At 42.8% G+C, this 18,878-nt stretch carries 13 protein-coding genes; 4 read left to right on the plus strand and 9 right to left on the minus strand.

What is annotated here, in order from left to right; genetic code table 11:
* Nucleotides 1-241: 241 nt before the first annotated feature.
* The 9 genes from RI561_RS02795 to RI561_RS02835 form a co-directional block, all read right to left on the minus strand.
* Nucleotides 242-679, minus strand: a complete 438-nt coding sequence (locus tag RI561_RS02795) for a hypothetical protein (protein ID WP_395078701.1) — start codon at nt 677-679, stop codon at nt 242-244.
* A 7-nt stretch (nt 680-686) separates the two neighbouring features.
* Nucleotides 687-1,907 (minus strand): hypothetical protein, encoded by a 1,221-nt coding sequence (locus RI561_RS02800; protein ID WP_395078702.1) that lies wholly within the window; start codon nt 1,905-1,907, stop codon nt 687-689.
* 69 nt (nt 1,908-1,976) lie between these two features.
* Complete coding sequence (locus RI561_RS02805) at nt 1,977-3,797, minus strand: hypothetical protein (protein WP_395078703.1); 1,821 nt, start codon at nt 3,795-3,797, stop codon at nt 1,977-1,979.
* A gap of 152 nt (nt 3,798-3,949) precedes the next feature.
* Nucleotides 3,950-4,651: an iron-sulfur cluster repair di-iron protein gene (gene ric, locus RI561_RS02810; protein WP_395078704.1), complete on the minus strand. Its 702-nt coding sequence runs from the start codon at nt 4,649-4,651 to the stop codon at nt 3,950-3,952.
* A 58-nt stretch (nt 4,652-4,709) separates the two neighbouring features.
* Nucleotides 4,710-5,162, minus strand: coding sequence for an RrF2 family transcriptional regulator (locus tag RI561_RS02815; RefSeq protein WP_395078705.1), 453 nt, complete (start codon nt 5,160-5,162; stop codon nt 4,710-4,712).
* A 92-nt stretch (nt 5,163-5,254) separates the two neighbouring features.
* A complete protein-coding gene (hemN, locus tag RI561_RS02820; RefSeq protein WP_395078771.1) occupies nt 5,255-6,607 on the minus strand; it encodes an oxygen-independent coproporphyrinogen III oxidase in 1,353 nt (450 codons plus the stop codon).
* Between the two features lie 430 nt (nt 6,608-7,037).
* A complete protein-coding gene (locus RI561_RS02825; RefSeq protein WP_395078706.1) occupies nt 7,038-7,607 on the minus strand; it encodes a DUF420 domain-containing protein in 570 nt (189 codons plus the stop codon).
* Nucleotides 7,608-8,712: 1,105 nt separating this feature from the next.
* Nucleotides 8,713-12,150, minus strand: a complete 3,438-nt coding sequence (locus RI561_RS02830) for a type ISP restriction/modification enzyme (protein ID WP_395078707.1) — start codon at nt 12,148-12,150, stop codon at nt 8,713-8,715.
* A gap of 347 nt (nt 12,151-12,497) precedes the next feature.
* The gene (locus RI561_RS02835) at nt 12,498-12,869 is read right to left on the minus strand and encodes an endonuclease domain-containing protein (protein WP_395078708.1); all 372 of its coding nucleotides are present in this window, start codon (nt 12,867-12,869) and stop codon (nt 12,498-12,500) included.
* Between the two features lie 281 nt (nt 12,870-13,150).
* Here RI561_RS02835 and RI561_RS02840 point away from each other — a divergent pair, with 281 nt between their 5' ends.
* From RI561_RS02840 to nrfD, 4 genes are all read left to right on the plus strand, one after another.
* Nucleotides 13,151-13,426: a hypothetical protein gene (locus tag RI561_RS02840; RefSeq protein WP_395078709.1), complete on the plus strand. Its 276-nt coding sequence runs from the start codon at nt 13,151-13,153 to the stop codon at nt 13,424-13,426.
* Between the two features lie 272 nt (nt 13,427-13,698).
* Nucleotides 13,699-14,343 (plus strand): cytochrome c3 family protein, encoded by a 645-nt coding sequence (locus tag RI561_RS02845; RefSeq protein WP_395078710.1) that lies wholly within the window; start codon nt 13,699-13,701, stop codon nt 14,341-14,343.
* Nucleotides 14,344-14,375: 32 nt separating this feature from the next.
* A complete protein-coding gene (locus tag RI561_RS02850) occupies nt 14,376-17,423 on the plus strand; it encodes a TAT-variant-translocated molybdopterin oxidoreductase (protein ID WP_395078711.1) in 3,048 nt (1,015 codons plus the stop codon).
* 27 nt (nt 17,424-17,450) lie between these two features.
* Complete coding sequence (gene nrfD / locus RI561_RS02855; protein WP_395078712.1) at nt 17,451-18,878, plus strand: NrfD/PsrC family molybdoenzyme membrane anchor subunit; 1,428 nt, start codon at nt 17,451-17,453, stop codon at nt 18,876-18,878.

Genomic DNA, 18,878 nt, shown 5'->3' on the forward strand with positions numbered 1-18,878 from the left:
ACATACTGATTTCCTCTTCCTTTGCTTTCAAGAAAACGAGGTAATATCCAGTAAGCTACACCCAGTGTGAACTGAATGATCCACCCAAAAAATTAGAAACTCTATGTGAATGGGAAGTACAAACCACAATAAAGGTGAAATCAGCCAAGCTTTATTGATCAGCATTAAGGCCCCAAGTATTACTCCTGCAAGCAGATAAGCAAGCGATAACTTTATCATCAATCGAGAGATGAGTGGCATGTTAACTCCGGGCTTTTCTTTTTTTCCTTCGCTGGGATTTTGATTGTACCCGCGGCCATATTTCAATGATATAGGCAAGAATAGCAATCAACTGGAATGAGGCAGACAATACCAGCAAAAGTTTCCAGATAGGTATATCAAAGATATTCACAAACGGCTCTGCTATAATTCGGAGCCATAATCCGGTGTTTAAGAATAGAAAAGTGATCCAACCCCATTTTTGGTTTTTAAAGCTCTCCTCTTTGATCCGTCCGGGAAACATCCACATGGATACACCCATGATAATTTGGCTAATCCATCCCACCATTAATGAATGCCAAAATAAAGGCACTATTCCTGCAAAGGAAAGGCTTTCAATTTGAGATAAAACCCCCAACCCTAAAGCGACCAAAAAGAAAATTAATCCTGATTTTATAAACAGTCTTGAGATTAAGGGCATGGTTCTTTTACGGCTTTTTTACCAGTTTATTCATTTTACCCCAAAATATTGATATCGCTAAAACGGGAAAAATAGCGGCTATCGTCAAGGCAGTATAAATCCATACGCCTGTTATAGCTGCCGGCCAAAAACTGGTCAGCATGGTTAGCGTGAATATTACGGCACCCACTGATATAAGAATTCCATAAAAATATCCTTTTGTGATTTTAAGGCCTTCCATGAGGTACACGATGACGCCGGTTGAAAAGGCCCCCAACAGTAGAACATGGAGGTAAAAGATTCTAATTCCATGCTCCGATAGCCACAATCCGGCCGGAGAAACTGCTGCTATCAACTGCATGATAGCCTTCATCCCCAGAAATAATAATGGCCAAATCCAGATTCCAAGTTTTCGCTTTCGGGTTTTGATTGCAGATAACAAGAATAATAAAACTCCTTCAGCCACTAACACTCCGCCCATGCGTGCTGCTACTGATAAATTCAAACTCACCATAGATTCTGTAATTCCATAGGGAAACGTGAGAGGCGAGCCAATGGCTATTAACCCTACTAATACAAGCGGGGAGACAAGGAAATCTTCTTCCTCCAGCTCCAATGCTTTGGCTATTAATCCGAGCAAAACTAATACCACCCAACCTTCTACGAAAGTAGCCAAGAAGAAATGCGTTAATGCTTTACCAAAAAGCGGTCCGCCGATATCCATCATTTCTACGGCGCCTACTCCCCAGGCTCCTAAAGAACTCACAAATAACATCACCAGAGCACCTTCAAACCAAATATTTGATGTAAAATTTGATTTTCGATACCGGGTATAACAATAGCCTGCCATAAAAATGTACCACCCAATCATCACCATCCCCGAGAATATCACCGAAAAAGGAAGATATGCACTGCCGACGGGAACCGACTGATACCCCCAAATCATGAAAAAAGGGAAGGATAACAAGCCAAAAAATACCACTGACCATAATCCGGTTCTCATTAACTTGGTGCCAATGGAAGCATGATATCCCGGGACGATATGCATTTTTATAAAATACAAGGGAAGTAAAGAGGCCCATCCAAAAAACATAAGATGCGAATGAGCATGACGTACATTTTCTAAATTGATCTCAAAAGGTAAGTGAACCACAAAACCCAAACGGTACAAAAACCCGGTCAATCCTGCCAGGACAAAGCTGAACATAGCCCACTGCCAAATTTTAGAGTCTTTTATCAATGCTTTCATGTAAAAACCGGATTAAAATTGAAAAAGCTCTCTAAAGCTACTTTTTGATCTTAAAGTTTAAATGAAGATTTAGCAGGTTACTGCCATTTTATTTTCAATATTTTCAAAAATCTTGGCTAATCTTTTTGACTGTACTTCTACCGTTTCTATTATGGAAGTCAGGTTTTCATCCGGGTAGGCCTCAGTATTTGCGATTTCAAGACATAATTCGATGCCTTTTTCCAGGTTGTTTTTGAATTTCTTGAATTGTTTGAATTCAGCGTCAAAGTCTTCACACTGCTCAATCATAGTTTCAAAGTAATCCACATACATCACCAATTCTTTAGCGAACATGTGAGGGCGCTCTTTCGGCACCAACGATGTACCTCGCCCATAAATATGATCGGTCATTTCCTGCAAAGAATATTGGCGATTGAACCAAGCAATGTTGGGGCCCGGACAGATAGCCTGAGGTGCTCGGTGCTCCTTCAGAATCCCTAAACTTATCAAGGCTCCATTCCCAAGATGATCACACAAACAAGCTTTATCTAAGACTTTGGCAATTTTGTTTTCCTGAAGTTCTTTTGAGCTTTCGTTTTCCTTAATCTGACTGATTTTCAACAACTGATACTGACTTGATGCTGTACAAATCGGATTTTCGGTAAACTCTGTATTTGACTCCAAAAAGCCTTTTGGACATGGGGAGCCCGGTTTATCTTTTTCAATTCGTTCTTTATGCCATTTTTCTGATCCGGTATTTCGAACGTTGTTGAAAGGCACTCCCAAAGGAGATACCCCACTGAGATACAAATCTTCTTCTGTTGCATTTTGCAGAAGTTTCATGGTTGGCTCATCTACCGTTGTGGCTTCCGGTACCATCAAAAATGGACTTCCCCAGCCGGTAGCATCCATATCAAAATCATTGAGCAAGCGCCGGGCCTCGCCATTCGTTCCAATACCGCCTTGTACTGTTATACGGGGTGAACTAAAGATCCAATCTGACTTAAAACCTCCCTCTCGGCTCTCTTCATAATACTTTTCTATAAGAGGCTGAATGGAAGTACTTAACATTTCCCGTTTCTCTTTGAATTCTTTTAGCAGCGCCGGCAATAAATATCCATCCGATGCAAAAGCATGGCCTCCGCAATTCAATCCCGATTCAATCCGATACTCAAAAACCTCCAATCCCTTTTTGGCCAGGTACTTCCCCTGAATTAATGCAGAACGAAAATCACTGACTTTAAGGATGATCTTCTTTTTGATGTTGCCGGCTACATCCCGGTAGAAATCCCCGAACTCAGCCAGGTAATTATATAACCTTGGATTAAAACCGGCTGAAAGAATTAAACTTGATGACAGTTTACTCTTGGCATATCCCCGAAGAGCCGCAGATCCGTCACTGAATTCTGAGGTCATTGGTTGTCCGCTGTTGGTGTAGCTAAAGCCATCTACCTTTGCCATAATATTGACATCAATGGAACCCATTTTCATTGAGTTGTTCAAATTTGATGCTATGCTTTTCCCTTCCTTTGAATCACTTAAGCTGAGTAATCTTCGATATAATTTTTTCAGCTCCGTTTGATCGGGAAGCATCTCAAAGTATTTGGACTTATCATTTTGCTCAAAGAAAGGTTGATTTCTAATTGCTTCAAACTTGCTTTGAACGATATCCTGTACTAAATCCAGGTAGGCTGTTATCCTTCGAGACCTGCCATCCTCAGCATTTCTTGAAATGTTTTCATAAGGCAGATCCATCACATTTGAATAATGTTTTCTGATTCGTTCAATCAGCAAATCATCCACAATTGAAATGACGGAATTAATACCAAATGGAGCCACCCGAATAGGCGAATCAATAGAATGCCCGGTTCCCATAACAGGAATAGAAAATGTGTGTAAAGAATGTTGCATAAAGTATTTTGAAATTAGAAATGGCAGAAACGCAGTAAATCAATTTAAACTACCCCACCTTTGTGAAGTACACATGAAGAGACTAAAATTGTCTAATACAGGCCGGCTCCTATAGATATTCAAGAGACCGGCCTGATTTATGAATTAAGTTTTCAGTTTAACTGCTCTTCAAATTGTAATGCTTTTGGAAAAAGTATGTTATTCTCGAGGTGGACGTGCTTATGCAGGTCTTCCTGAAAACCTTCCAGGTTCTGAAACAACACGCGATAAGATGCGCAGGCATTGGATGGGGGATTGAATCCATTGGGCAGCTCCTCAATTTCAGCCATCAGGGCTCCCGCTTTGTCGTATTCTTCCTCTAATGCGTCAACTACAGCTGCTTTAACGGAACCTTTTTTGTTGAGCTGAACCATTTCCTTAATCTGTGGGAATAATTCTTCTTCCTCCTTTTTAAGATGGCCTATCATTTCTTCCCTTAACATGCGAACCCTCTGTAGTATCTCGTACAATTCAGGATCTCTTTCTCCATGAACACGAGCCACTTTCTCTGCATAAAAGCTAACCTCCGGCAGCATTTTGCGCACATAACTGTGATGATTATTCACAATATAGTCTGTCAGAAAATCCAGCGCCCATTCATTGTAATTATCCCCGGTATTTTTAGCTTTATTCAGTGCTTCAAGGTCAACCAGCACTTCTTTCATGTTGATCTTTTTTGAGGTACAAGCTTTTTCAAGGGTTCTCCCTCCACCGCAACAAAAGTCTAATCCATAGGATCTTAGCACTTGCGCTGTTCGGTAATCCTCGGCTACAATGTCACCTACCTGTTTCTGTGTTAATTCTTGTGTGTTCATAATGATTATTAGTTTTAAGAGTATTTTATCTTAATTAGTATTAAAATTTTTAGAGTATTTATTGCCAGCTAAATTGCCCTTCGGCTGTCAAACGAAAGTGTTTTTCCTTTCCTTCCTTAGCAATTTCTTTTAGTGTTGTTCTCTTCAGCATATTCTCAATCGATTGCCGGGTATCTATCCAGCTGTCATGCAGCGGACAAGCTTCTTGTGAGCCACAACCGGGCAAACCGAGCGCACATTGCGTAAAGAGTCCGGGCCCGTCAATGGCAATTACCATATCAAGCAACGTCGACTTCTTTCCCTTTTCCGAAAGTCTTACTCCCCCATTGGGTCCTTTGTACGATTCCATTAACCCATCGGCGGTAAGTTGCTGTAAAATCTTGGTTAGGAAATGAAAGGAGATATCAAGCTCTTCGCTCATTTCTTTCAAAGAGTAATAGTCGCTATCCCTTTTGGAAGCGAGATACAAGGAAGCTCGTAATCCATATACGCAAGATTTTGAGAGTAACATGTAGAAAAACTTATTTAAGAGTTTATGGTCTGAATTTAAGAAATATTATTTGGAATGACATCGCTTTTGTCAAACATTAACAACATGTAGATTTACACCGTCTGAGAGAATAATTTTTTTTGTGGCTTATTTTGATGTAAACGCTCATCAAAAGCCATACAAACATTCCGGACAAAGGGAATTCCTGCTTCTGTAATTTTTATTTTTCTTCCTGAAATTTCTACCAACTCATCCCTGATCAGATCTGTAAGGCGACTTTTCACTTGAATAAAATGGCTGTCACTGCCGCTAAATTCGGTTTCAAAGCGACACATCAAATCCAATATATGTTGCCTGATCATCAAGTCCGTATTACTTAATAAATGTCCTCTGAAAATTGGGACCTCCATCCTTTCAACACGCTTTTCGTAGTCTTTCAGGCTTTTCTCGTTCTGTGCAAAACTATACCAGCTATCACTGATGGCCGACATCCCCAAACCAATCATCACTTTGGTAGCTCCTGCTGTGTAGCCCATAAAATTTCTATGGAGTGAACCGTTTTGCATGGCCTTGTATAGCGAATCGGACTTCAGGGCAAAATGATCCATCCCAATTTCTACATAATCCTGATCATAAAACATTTGTTTACCCAATTCATACAACGCACGTTTCTCGTCGTTTTTGGGGAGATCGGCTTCATCAAATCCTCGCTGACCATTCCCTTTCATCCACGGCACATGGGCGTAGCTGTAAAAGGCGATGCGATCGGGCTTCAATTCGTTAGTTTTGTTGATAGTATGCTCAATGCCTTTTAAGTTTTGATGCGGCAACCCAAACACCAGGTCATGGTTCACGGAATTGTATCCAATTTTCTTCGACCACTCATGAACGCGTTTCACATTTTCAAACGGCTGAATACGGTTGATAGCAAATTGCACTTTAGGATCGTAATCCTGCACGCCATATGAAACCCGCCGAAATCCCAAATCATACAAGGTTAGCAAGTGTTCTTTGGTAGTATTATTGGGATGCCCTTCAAAACTGAACTCATATTGTTCGGCCAATTCAGCCCGGCTCAAAATCCCCTCAATCAACAACTTCAAATTTTCTGTACTGAAAAAAGTCGGTGTTCCTCCACCTAAATGAATTTCTTTGATTTTTGGAACTGTAGGCAGGAAATCGGTATACAGTTTCCATTCTTTCAGTACTGTTTTTATATACGGATCTTCGACCTCATGTCGTTTGGTAATTTTTTTATGGCACCCACAAAATGTACACAAGCTCTCGCAAAATGGAAGGTGTATATATAAGGAAATGCCCTCACCCTGACTTTCCAGGAAAGCACTAATTAATGTTGATTCCCAGTCTTCGATACTAATCCCCTTTTCACCCCAATACGGAACCGTCGGATAGCTCGTATATCGGGGGCCGGGAACATTGTATTTTCGGATTAACTCGGTATTCATCATGCCTCATAGTTTTAGTGGAATGATGATAAGGCAAGTTTTTGAAGATTTGGTGAATCGGGAGTGTAATTTTAAATGTAGAATGTTTAAATGTTAAATGGTGGATGCATATCAATTGAAATGCATGGAAAGTACCAGCCTTATTACACTCCTCTTCATTTTGTCTTGATACAAAACGAAGCAAAAAATCAAGGCTATGAAAAAAGAACTAAAGTTGACTTCATTTCGCTAAAATAAACTGAAGCTCCATCACTGTTCAAGGTTGCATCAATTATTTTCAGCGGAACAGTTTATTTCTTAACGCTTCATTCCATCATCTTCTTAACGCTCTTTTTTCTAACGCCTATTTGATCATAGAACTTTTCAGTCATAAGCAACTTAGAAACTAAAAGTTAAATGTCCGTTGTTCCTTGCTTGATGTTGGGTGTTCTCACCCCCAGATTTTCAATATTCCAAATACCGCCACACCGGTTACGGATACGTAGAGCCAGATAGGGAACGTCCAGCGGGAGACTTTTTTGTGGGTTTTGAATTTACCGCTCAGCGCAAAGTAAAAGCTGGAAAGCACCAGCGGAACCACAAAAACGGAAAGCACAATATGCGTTATTAAGATGAAGAAATAGACAGGCCGAATAAATCCCTCTCCCATAAACTTAGTGTCTCCCACAAAGTGATGATACACCACGTAGCTCACCAGGAATAATGAAGAGGTGACAAAAGCAGCTAAATTAAACCGCATATGCTTTTGGAAGTCCCTACGTTTAATTTCCCGAAAAGCGAGCAACAAAAAGATGGTACTCAAAGAATTCAACCCGGCATTAACAGCAGATAAGTTTTGAATCCAGGGTACCGGTGCTTCGGCTCCTTCTTTAAAATAGATCAGCCAAAACAAGAAAAGGACGGCACCTGCGCTCAATCCTATTATTAAGCCAAGCGCTTTCTTCGCACTTATTTGTTCTAAGATTCGGGATGACTCAGGGAGTTGTGCTTTTTCAGCCATAGATAGAATGATACTTTTTAAATGTCTGAGACAAAGTTAAGACATGCTAAACCAAAACGTGCGTTTTTTCGATTCCTTTTTTGGGATTTTTTAGTTGCCACGAAAGCTCGAAAACACGAAAAGGAATGGAACCCCGACAAAATTGTACGGGACAGGCGCAGATGAAACGGATCTGGCGGATGGTCGCGGGAATGAATATCCAATATCCAACACGGAACATCCAATGATGAAGTCATTCACTTGGAAATGCATCAAGCTCGCCCAAGCAGGGACCCTTCCTTGTTCCTTCCCTCCTGCGGCTGCGCCTTGCAAGGAAGGAGACGCTTTGGTGAAATTGGATTTTGCTTTTGACACCAAGCCAAAATGAATAATCGTATTGCTTAAATCGTGCTATTGTCAAAGTTCTCCCCAAGGCGTCCCCTTTCCCTTGACGCATACCGGTTGATGCAGAACGGTTATTAGAAAAGATGTAATTGCTAAATCCAGGACAAAAAATCGTAAAAGAGTGCGTTAGGGAAAGGGATAGGGATAGGGTCCTGTATGACATGCCAACCAACCCGATCTGACGGCTGGACTTGCCCCGATCCTCCAAATCCTGCACCGTGCCGTCTGATCGATGGGGAGGGCTTGGGTGCTCGAATCCACTAATCGGTCAGACGGACTTTGAGCCGTCAGACCGATGAGTTGTTTAGACTTCCCAAACCACAGCAAAGCCATGAAAGGGAGATGCTTCACTTCGCTTCCGGCTAACGCCGATAAAGTCTCCGTTCAGCATGACAAGCAGGTGGGGTAAACGATCTTAAGCCGCCAACGGCGGCTTATTCGTTGTTAATAATAACAATGTCATCCTGAAGGAGGAGCGAATGCAACGACTGAAGGATCTCCCTTTCATGGCAACCAGCTAAATGACTGAGCCTTATCAATATGTCATCGCGAGGAGTATCGTTGCCTACAATTGGGCTTTGCTGCTTTACGACGCGGCGATCTCACTGAATTACTTGGGATATTGCTACCGGGAGATTGCTTCGTCGTTTTGCACCCCAAACCTGCATTCACGATTATGGGCTCCTCGCAATGACGGGTGATTTTTTAGCAGTGGAGTTGATCAGACTTCCCAAACCCCATCAATCTCCCCCATCAACCTATCCGTCTCCATCAGCGCCACAATGATTTTTTGGTAGTGGCGGATTTCTTCGATGGTGAGTTCGCGGTCGCGGCGGTCTTTGAGCCATTTTTCGGCAGGTTGGTAGCCGCCGATGTAGAACTCCCAGGCTTTCTTCGGCACGTTCCCGAAATACTGCTCTTCGTTGATCCACACCTTTCCCATTACCTGCCCATCATCCCGGACCTGATCCGGGATCTCCCCGTCTTCGGGCTGGTTGCCTTTTTCGGGAGATCGCGGGTCCGGGCCCGCGATGACTTCTTCATCAGGAATGAAACCCGGATCATTCTTCGTCAACCGGTTTGAAATAATATTACTTCCCGATTCCGGGTACGTCGTTATAAAATCCTCCACCACGGGATGTTCCAACAGGTGAATTTGGCGCAGCTCGCCGCCCAGTTCCACCAGTTTCCAGAATTGCTTGGGGTCTTCGGGATAAGGTACTCGTGGGAAGTCGATCTTCAGGAATTCCTTGTATTTCTCGCGGTAGCTGGGGGAGTGAAGCACGGCGTAGATATAATCCAGTAAATCTATGGGCGCAAACATATCCAAAGCATCGTCATCGCGAGGAGTATCGTTGCCTACACTTGGGCTTTGCTGCCTTTCGACGCGGCGATCTCCCTGATCTTGCCCCAATTCTCGAGATTGCTTCGCTCCGCTCGCAAAGGGGTCCTCTTTCTCCGGCACAAACTTCAGCCCCAGCTTCTCCGCTATTTCCTGAACGATCTTCTTATTTAAATTGGGCGTGCGCTCGGGCTGACCTTCGAGAGTTTGTTGGGTGGATTCTTCGGGGTAGAGGTAGAGGGGCATATAATAGCCGCTTCCGTATCTACCTGCGGTACCAGTAAGATTAAAATCTCCTATATACTGTGAAATAAATATATGCTTCCATTTTCTTGCACTCTGACGTGAACAAACTAATGCTAGATTATTATCTGCTAACAAATGCCTCATTACTTGATCAACTGGCCAACCAATAAAACCTTTTGAATCTCCATTATAATAAGTCCATTTTTTATCAAACAATCTATAATTAACTCTTTGATATAATGATTCATCTAAACCATGCTTTAAGACATTAGCTTTACAATACTCTACTTTACCATCTCTACTTTCCCATGAAACATTATCATACTTAGCTTTAATATCCTTTTCTTCTAAATGATAAATATCGTTGACAACTGTTTTAATTTCTTTCAAAGAATCTTGGTATGCGACAGCATCTCTTTTTGTAACTATTCCAGCTCCATTTACTGGAAACAAGTTGTTTAATTGAAACCCATCTTCATACTCTTCTTTAAGATTGTAATCTTTTGACACCATGTAATACATTGGTGAGTTGTAATCTAATTTTTCAAATTTGATGGATTGAATAGTCTCTTCTTCTAAAAATTTATATTTGATATTTCTCATTCCAAAAAGATCCTGATGATATACTTGACCAAGTTTGTCACCATTCTTACACTTTTTAATCATTAAATTAATTGAAACACCTTGTTTAATATCAAAAACGTTTTCGTCCTTACCTCCATCAGGTGCCTTTTCTTTCTTTTCGGTATTGCCATGTAAATCAATGGTGTAAATCTTGTCAAAAGTTTTAAGGAGGTTCCATCTCATTCCTCTAAAGGTAGGATTATCCAAATATCCGTGCGGATTAATAAAGGCTAAAACTCCCTCACCATTTTTCTCTATAAAATGCTGTCCATAGCGAATGAATTTTACATAATCATCATTAATCCATTTCGAATTTTTTTCCTGTAATTTTTTCTTTCCGCCAGGCTCTTTCTTGTAATCCTCCATCAACTCCATAATCCACTTACCTTTGTTGGAGCTTTCTCCACTGTACGGAGGATTCCCCAACACCACCATCACCGGCGTATCGCGTTTGATGTGGTTGGCTTCGTTGGCTTCTTCGCTCAGCCAGTTGGCAAAGAGGGTGCCGGTATCGGGATGGTGTTCTTCCAGCGAGTTGGTGAGGTACACCCGGAAACGCTGACTCCCGCTCGGTTCCACACCCGTTTCACGGAGGAGCAGGTCCAGCTTCAAATGCGCCATGGCATAACTCGCCATCAAGATCTCAAATCCGTTCAGGCGGGGGATGAGATGCTCTTCCACGTACTTCTCCCAAATGCCCTGCTGTCCCTCAAACTTTTTGTGAATCTGTTTGATCACTTCCGCCAAAAAAGTTCCGGTTCCCGCCGCCGGGTCTAAAATCTGTACTTTATGTACTTCCCGTTCTTCCTGCTTGTAGCCCGTGGGAGAGCGCTTGTCTTTCACATCCGTATTTACTTTCACGGTGGTTTTGGTGGTATCGGCCAGCCCGTCCTTCAGCCCGAATTCATCTTTCAGGATATCATCCACCGCGCGGACAATGAAATTGACCACCGGCTCGGGCGTGTACCAAACGCCGCGACTTTTGCGCAGCTTGGGATCGTATTCCGCCAGGAAAGTTTCGTAAAAATGGATGATGGGATCTTGCTGCTGTGTAGCTTTCCCGAAGTTCCTGAGCAGCCCGTCCACATCCGTAGCGCGGAAAATATCGGCGAGCCCATCCACGATCCACACAATGCGGTCGTCCAGGTCGTAGCCGGCAATGTACTGGAACAGCTTACGTAAAAAGGGATTGGTTTTGGGGATGAGAGCGGCGGCTTCGTGGCGGTCAAAGGTATCGAGGGTCGGGTCGTGCAGCCGGGCAGCAAACATGCCGTAGGCAATAGTCTGCGCATAAATATCGGCAAATTCTTTGGGATTGATATCATGGATCAGCACGTTTTGGAAAGCCGACAATTGTTCGCGCAGGGTGTTATTGGCCGACTCATTCACGCGGTCGCCTTTTTCGGCATCGGCATTCAGGGCCTTTTCAATTACATCCGCCAAAATTCGGGCTTTACCGGCCATCATCTTGCTCAGCTTGTTGGCACTCCGAATGGTCTGCCCGATATGCGTTCCAAAATCTTTGACCAGGTTTTCGAACTCGCCGTAATTCCCCGGCTTGCCGACGATCTTTCCGTCTTCAATTTCCGCAATCCGTATGGAGGTGATAAAGTCGCTGTCACGGTACAGGTGAAAATCGAGGTAGTCGGTGAAGATGAGGTTGGGCAGGCCGTCTTTGTATCGGCTGAACTGCTCTTTGTTTTTCTTTTTACCGCCGAGGTCGGGATCGCCGATGTCTTTGGCTTCAATATAGCCGACAGGAATTTTGCCTTTGGTGAGAATATAATCCGGAGCGCCCACATCTGAGCGTTTGGGCTCGTTGGTCACCAGCAAGTCCGGAAGTAAACTTTGAAGTAAGGCTTCCAGGTTTCCCCGATGACTGTGTTCTGTAGCTTTCCCGCTTTTGAATTTTATATGTAGCTGATCAACGTATTCCTGGATGGTCATAAAAAAACAATTTGGTTGGCGCTTAGGCTAACAAAATCATGGGTTAATGGCAATGGGGATTTTTGGGGTTGGTGGTAACTACGAGCTCGCCCGGCCAAGGGACCCATCCTTGTTCCTTCCCTAATCCCGCTTTGCGGGACCAAGGAAGGAGACGCCTGTATGACAGATGATATTGGTTTTGCCACCGAGCAAAAATGGATTATCGTTTCGCCAAAATTGTACTATTTGCCAAAATTCTCATTAAGGCGTCCTCTTTCCTTGCGGCGGTGCCAGTGACAAAATAGTTTAATTCTACGAGCCGGAGGGAAAGAGACAGAGATAGGGTCCTTTTGGATGGAGCAACCAACTCAACCCTCACCAAACTCCAATATCCGCCCCAATACCCCGTCCATATCCACCAAATCCTCATTTTTAATCCGTAGCACTTTTAAACCCAAACTGTTCAATACCAAGTCCCGCTGGTAATCATACTCTTTCTGGAAATCATGGATTTTGCCATCCACTTCAATTACTAACTTTAATTCTGCACAATAGAAATCTGCGATATAGAAATAGCGTTTTTTACCCCGTTGCTCATGAACAAATGGTTTTTGACGGAGGAATTTATAGCCCCGGAGCTGGCGTTTTCTCAAGTGCTTCCAAAGTAATTTTTCTGAAGGGGTTGAATTCTTTCGAAGCTCCCGGGCTATTTCTGTTATGGATTTCCATGTGAGGTTCATGATGGAAATAGGTTCTTTTTTGGGAAAACTGCAAGCTCACCCGGACAGCGGACCCATCCTTGTTCCTTCCCTCCTGCGGCTGCGCCTTGCAAGGAAGGAGACGCTTATTTGAAATATGAAGTTGCTTTTGCCATCAAGCCAAAATGGATAACCGTTTAGCCTAAATTGTGCTACCTGCCAAAACTCTCACCAAAACGTCCTCTTTCCTTGCGGCCGTGCCAATATAAAATAGTTTGATTCTACCCGCCGGAGGGAAAGAGACAGAGATAGGGTCCTGTTAGATGAGGCAAGAATGTTTTCACTGGAGGCCAGATCTTACAGGACTGCATTACGAAAATGAACCTTCGGAACGAAGAAAAGAATCAAGAATATCAAATAGCCAATACGGAACCTCCAATGATCAAGTCATTCACTTGGACATTGAGTTTTGGCTACTCATGATTGGATATTCATTCACAACGCACACCATTTACTCAGGCAAGCACTCTCCCCGCACCGATTTTGGTAAAGAATTTAGAAGCTTTTATACAGTTGGTTTTTCAACTCTAAAATTATAGTTCTATATGTTTGTGGGACAATGTTAAAACACGCTTAACCAAAAGATGAATTTTTCGGTTCCTTTTTCGGCATTTTTGTTAAATGTGTACTATCTTTTCAGCCATCGAAATTTAAAAGAATTCTGAAGTCCGGTTCGTTTTATTTAGAACAGTTTTAAATAGAAGGTTCTTCATCGTTTTTCTTCAATTTCCATTAAAAAAATTGATAGATTTGCGCGGCTTCTGAACGGGAGCAATCTTGCTCTATACGTTAACTTAAATCAGCAATCTTTATGGCGCAGATTTTCCCCAAGTGGACAAATCAGGTTCCCCGAAAAATTTTAATTGGATTAATTGTTTTATTGAACGTTCTAATTTTTGGCGTTTGGTATTTTTTCTCTCCTGAATACACCGATGTTGGCTATGCTCCGGAACAACCTGTTCCCTACAGCCACAAATTACACGTAGATCAGCTCGGACTTGATTGTCAATATTGCCACACTAATGTATTTGATTCTAAATTTGCCAACATTCCGGCAACTCAAACCTGTATGAACTGTCACAACCAGATACAAACTGACAGTGAGAAGCTGGCTTTGGTTCGTGAAAGCTGGGAAACAGGTAAGTCTATAGAATGGGTTCGGGTACATAATCTTGCTGATTATGCCTATTTCAATCACTCCGCACACGTTAATGTTGGAGTGGGTTGTGAAAGCTGCCACGGAAGAGTCGATAAAATGGAAGTTGTATATCAGGCAGAACCGCTCAGTATGAGTTGGTGTCTGGATTGCCACCGTGAGCCGGAAAAATATATTCGTCCCGTTGATGAAGTTACCACTATGGGATATCAGATCGAGAATCAGTTAGAGATTGGTAAAGAACTGGTTGACAAAAACAATATTCATGCTCCAACCTATTGCCAAGGTTGTCATTATTAATAATGAAGGATTCAGAAATTACAGATCAACAGATGAGCGAAGAAGTTAAACAAAATACGTATTGGAAAAGCTTAAGCGAATTAGCTAATAATAAAGAGTATCAAAAATTTGCTGAGCGTGAATTTCCGGAAAACGCCACGGAATTAACCGACGGTGTTTCTCGTCGTGGTTTTCTCCGGGTAATGGGAGCTTCTGTTGCCCTCGCCGGATTAGCAGCTTGCCGTAGACCGGTTCAAAAAATTCTTCCCTATTCCCGACAGCCAGAAGATGTAGTTGAAGGAGTACCTTTATATTATGCAACGGCTATGCCTGTTCAGGGCAATTTGGTTGGATTGGTTGCTGAGAATCATGAAGGACGCCCAACTAAACTTGAAGGAAATGACCTTCACCCTGCCAGTAAAGGCGGTACAAGTATTTTCAATCAGGCAGCAGTACTTGGACTTTATGACCCTGATCGCTCTAAATTTCCGCTTCAAAATGGCAATAAAGCAACTTTAGCTGATTTTGAATCTTTCGCCGCTTCCCACTTTGCCAACACGGGCCAGCGAATTGCTTTTATTTCAGAGGCTAATTCCTCTCCTACCTATAATAATGTTAAGGAGCTGGCTCTTTCTAAGTTTAACAATGCAACTTGGGTTACTTATGAGCCTTTCGGTGAAGACAATGTTCTTGAAGGAAACAACATAGCTTTTGGAAGCCGATTAAGAAGCCATTACAATTTTGAAAATGCTGATGTTATTGTCTCTCTGAATGACGATTTCATGAGCTCTACCCATCCGAATAGTGTTGAATACGCTAAGCAGGTTTCCTCGCGCCGCAAGGTAACAGATACCAACGGAGAAATGAATCGTGTGTATGCAATTGAGGATTCTTTTTCTCTGACCGGATCTTTTGCTGACCACCGCTTGCGACTTAAGGCCAGCCAAATGGAAGCTTTTACGTATGCTCTGGCAGCTGCCCTTTCAACGCGTATTAATGGGTTGAATGCCTTTAGCGGATATTCAAATGAATTTTCTGATCATCAGTGGATTACGGTATTAGCTGATGAACTTGCTGCTAATGCAGGAAGAGCTGCTTTATCAGCCGGTGCTCAACACAAACCTGAAGTACACGCTGCAGTGGCAGCTATCAATCAGGCTTTGGGCAATGCAGGAAGCACCGTGAACTATCTTGAAGTTCCTCACCTTGGCGACCAAAACAACAATACTGCTTTTGCAAATGTAGTTTCCGAAATGAAATCCGGAAATATTGATACGGTTGTCATGGTTGGTGTAAATCCTGTGCTTACCGCTTCTACCGATTTTGAGGACGCTCTCTCAAATGTTGAAACCGTAGTTAATCTTTCAGATTACGTAGATGAGACTTCAAAGAAAGCAAACTGGCATGTTAATCGCGCTCACTTTTTGGAAACCTGGGGCGACGGTTATTCTTATGGAGGAGCTCGTTCTGTAATTCAGCCTCAAATTCAGCCCTTACACAATGGATTGAGCGAAATTGAGTTTTTGAATTTGATTGTATCCGGTGAAATGACATCCGGATATGAAATGGTTCAGGAGACATTCCGAGGATATTACAGCTCCGGCTTCATGAATCGCTGGAAAAATATTTTACATGACGGTATTGACACTGCTGATAATTTTGAAAGTGTTTCCGTTAGTTTAAGCTCCGGATTTGCTTCTGCAATGAACCGGGCTACATCCAATGTATCTTCGACTTCTGGTATTGAAGTGGTAATACGACCGGATGCTACTTTATATGACGGACGATATGCCAACCTCGGATGGTTGCAGGAACTGCCCGACCCAATGACCAAGATCACCTGGGATAATGTGGCACTAATGAGTCCTGCCACCGCAGAAAAATTAGGCGTAGGTGAATTTAGTTCCAGCACCGATAAAACAGATATTGTTGAAATCACGGTAAATGGTGAGTCTATTGAGATAGCCGCCTGGATACAACCCGGCCATGCAGATGACGCTATAACGCTTACTACAGGGTATGGTCGCAAAGGTATTGGACGTGTTGCAACTTCATATATCGATTATACAGCAGGCGGTGTAGATGTATATCCGCTGCGAGGAACTAATAATATGTTTTATGGTTCCGCTGAAGTTTCTAAAGTTGACGGCAAATACGAAATTGCTTGTGTACAAGATCATCACAGCCTTGAAGGTCGTGATATGTACCGACAAGCCTCTATTTCCGAATATCGTGAAAATCCCGACTTTGCTTCATTTGAATCGGTTCACACCTACCCTGTACCGGGCATGGCTGAAATGAGAGAAAATGAAGACGATGACGGACCTATTTCACTTTTTGACGAGCAAACATATCCCGACCATGAACCACAATGGGGAATGGCTATTGACCTGAACTCTTGTTTTGGTTGCGGTGTATGTGTTATTGCCTGCCAGAGTGAGAATAACATCCCGGTGATCGGTAAGAAAGAAGTTAAGCGTGGCCGTGAAATGCACTGGATACGCAACGACCGTTATTATGTAGGTGATGATCAAGATTCGCCTCAAGCTGTTCACCAACCGGTGCCATGTATGCATTGCGAATTGGCTCCCTGTGAGCAAGTTTGTCCTGTTGCGGCAACTACCCACAGTGAAGACGGAATGAACCAGATGACCTATAACCGCTGTATCGGAACACGTTATTGCGCAAATAACTGTCCATACAAAGTTCGTCGTTTCAACTTCTTTAACTATCCAAAAGAATATTTAACCACCGGTGACGATCCGGACATCATCCAAATGGCGATGAATCCCGAAGTTACCGTTCGCTTCCGCGGTGTAATGGAAAAATGCACCTATTGTGTACAGCGTGTTAATCGTGCGAAAATTGAAGCTAAAAAAGAAACCGGTTCACCTAAACCGGCTGATGGCACCGTTAAAACTGCTTGCCAACAGGCATGTCCTGCCGACGCTATCTACTTCGGTGATCTAACCGATGATAACAGTCAAGTAGCACAGATGAAACGAAATGAAAGAAATTTCCAGATGCTCGAGGAATTGAATACACGTCCAAGAACATCTTATATGGCTAAACTTACGAATCCAAACCCGGCTTTGGCTTAAGATATTAATCAGGAATACAACCAAAACATGAGTAAATACCAATACGTACCGGAACCCGCTCTTGTAAAAGGCGACCACGATTTTGCAAGCCTTACAAGACTGGTTACTGATATAAATTTACGACCCACACCTAAAGGCTGGTACTTAGCCATGATTGGGGCTAATGCACTGCTTTTCACTATGGTGGTAGCCATTGGATACCTGATCTGGGAAGGAACCGGAATCTGGGGATTGAATAATCCTGTAGGCTGGGGTTGGGCTATTATTAACTTTGTATGGTGGGTTGGTATTGGCCACGCCGGAACCCTGATTTCAGCTATTTTATTTCTTTTCAGGCAAGACTGGAGGACTGCTATTAACCGTTTTGCGGAAGCGATGACCATCTTTGCCGTTATGTGTGCCGGGGTATTTCCGGCTATACACGTTGGTCGTATTTGGGCTATTTATTGGGTATTCCCAATCCCGAACCAAATGGCAATGTGGCCTAACTTTAACTCTCCCCTGTTGTGGGATGTGTTTGCCGTTTCTACTTATTTCACCGTTTCATTCCTGTTTTGGTACGTAGGCTTGGTTCCAGATCTTGCTACTATAAGAGATCGTGCTACTGACAAAGTTAGAAAAGTCGCTTACGGAATTTTTTCTTTGGGATGGACCGGCTCAAACCGCCACTGGTGGAATTATGAAAAAGCTTATATGATCTTAGCCGGTTTGGCTACCCCTCTGGTGCTTTCGGTTCACACAATTGTATCCTTCGACTTTGCCGTTTCCATGATTCCCGGATGGCATACTACTATTTTCCCTCCTTACTTTGTTGCAGGAGCTATCTTTTCCGGATTTGCAATGGTTCTTACTTTGATGATCGTTGCCCGAAAAATATATGGCATGAAAGAAATCATGACCGACGATCACATGGAGAAAATGAATATTGTGATCTTGGTCACGGGCTCCATGGTAGGATTTGCCTATATGATGGAATTCTTTATTGCCTGGTACAGCGGGGTTGAATATGAGCAGGCTATTTTTATACTCCGAGCCACCGGTCCTTATGCATGGGCATACTGGGCTATGATGACTTGTAACGTATTATCTCCTCAATTTTTCTGGAGTAAAAAATTACGCCGCAGTGTTGGTTTCACCTTCTTCATTTCTATTGTGGTGAACATCGGTATGTGGTTTGAACGATTTGTAATTACGGTTACTTCACTGGCAAACGATTACTTGCCATCCAGCTGGGATTATTATTCCCCAACCATTTGGGATGTTTTAACCTATGTTGGAACTTTTGGTCTATTCTTTACCATGTTCCTCCTCTTCTTGCGATTCCTCCCGATGGTAGCTCTCGCAGAAGTTAAAGCAGTTATACCACAAGCTGATCCTCATAACTATGATGAAGAAACCAATGAGTATCACGCTCCTGAAATTGAAGTACCTGAACCTCAATCTAAGAAGGTTTAA

Origin of the sequence: Gracilimonas sp. (genome assembly GCF_031581265.1) — a bacterium.
Classification (GTDB): Bacteria; Bacteroidota; Rhodothermia; order Balneolales; family Balneolaceae; genus Gracilimonas.